General features: G+C 32.6%; 2 protein-coding genes. Both read left to right on the forward strand.

Going from position 1 to position 1,281, the window contains the following annotated elements:
- Nucleotides 1–997 (forward strand): acyltransferase (locus H5072_RS19760; protein WP_182694552.1); only part of this gene is annotated, 997 nt, incomplete at its 5' end.
- A complete protein-coding gene (locus H5072_RS19765; RefSeq protein WP_182694553.1) occupies nucleotides 994–1,173 on the forward strand; it encodes a hypothetical protein in 180 nt (59 codons plus the stop codon). The genes H5072_RS19760 and H5072_RS19765, both read left to right, overlap by 4 nt.
- Nucleotides 1,174–1,281: the final 108 nt, after the last annotated feature.

The raw sequence follows: 1,281 nt of genomic DNA on the forward strand, positions 1-1,281 counted from the left end.
TGTAGTTTTTTATCATGTTCATGGTTTGATTATTAAACGACACGCTGAGCTAGGTGCAGAGCATTCTTTTTGGCTTGCAGAAAACCAGTTTGTAAAGATAGGAGCAATAGGGGTAGACATATTTTTTGTATTGTCTGGCTTTATTATTTTTTACACCTCAAGAAATACAAATGATATAGGTTTATATCTTAAAAAAAGAGTTGCCAGAATATATCCTATTTGGTTTGTCGCTATATTTTTTATGAGTGTATTAGCTTTATTACCTGGATCTTCAGCTGTGTTTGACGGGCTGCATGTGTTTTATTCATTACTATTGATTCCACATGTTTACGATGGGGCGATTGTTCCTTTTTTAAAAATAGGTTGGACTTTAAACTATGAAATTATATTTTATATGCTATTTGCTCCCACATTATTGCTTGCTGCGTCAAAAAGGTTAGAAGTAATTACTGTTTTTATAACGTTACTTTCTATATTTGCACATTTAACTGATTTAAACTTAGCTATTATAAGCTTATTAAAAAATCCGGTATTATTTGAGTTTGTGATAGGTGGTTGGTTAGCGAAACTATACTTGTCGGGCTACAGAATATCGAAAAATATTATGCTTGCAGTGGTAACATTTGGGTGCTTATGGTTATTTATGTACTTCACGACACCCTATTTATGGGAGTACACGTCTTTAATATCGAGAGCACCTATAGCATTATCTGTTTTTATTGTTGCGGTACTGTATACACCAATAAAAAATATGAAAATTCATAAGTCATTTGTTTACTTAGGTGATGCCTCTTATTCAATATATTTATTTCATATGTTTCCTATTATGATTATAAGTGGAGTTTTAGGTCGAGAGCTAATACCTCAAATACAGTATGTTCCACTATTAGTAATTTGGTTTGGTATTACTTTAATTAGTGTGCTATTTGGCTGTTTTATTTATAGTATTATCGAAAAAAATATTAATGTTAGGTTAAGGGAATATATAACTAAATGAAAATACTAATGCTTACATGTCAATACATGCCAGATGTATTTGGTGGTGCTGAAAAACAATGTGGGCGAGTTTCTAAAGGAATTCAAGCTGAGGGAGTTTATGTACGCATATTAACATCACGTCAAAAATATAAAGCCAAAGCAAATGAGGTAATGAACGACGTGCCTGTATTGTAGACGCGCAGCTTGCTGGCGTGACGAGCGAAGCTCGTAATTTCTAGGTATTGGTTTCTTCTCATTTATTCCTCTTTTACTTCTCTTTGTGCAATAAGGTTTTAAGTGATT

The sequence above is a fragment of the Pseudoalteromonas sp. SR45-5 genome (assembly GCF_014163565.1).
GTDB lineage: Bacteria > Pseudomonadota > Gammaproteobacteria > Enterobacterales > Alteromonadaceae > Pseudoalteromonas > Pseudoalteromonas distincta.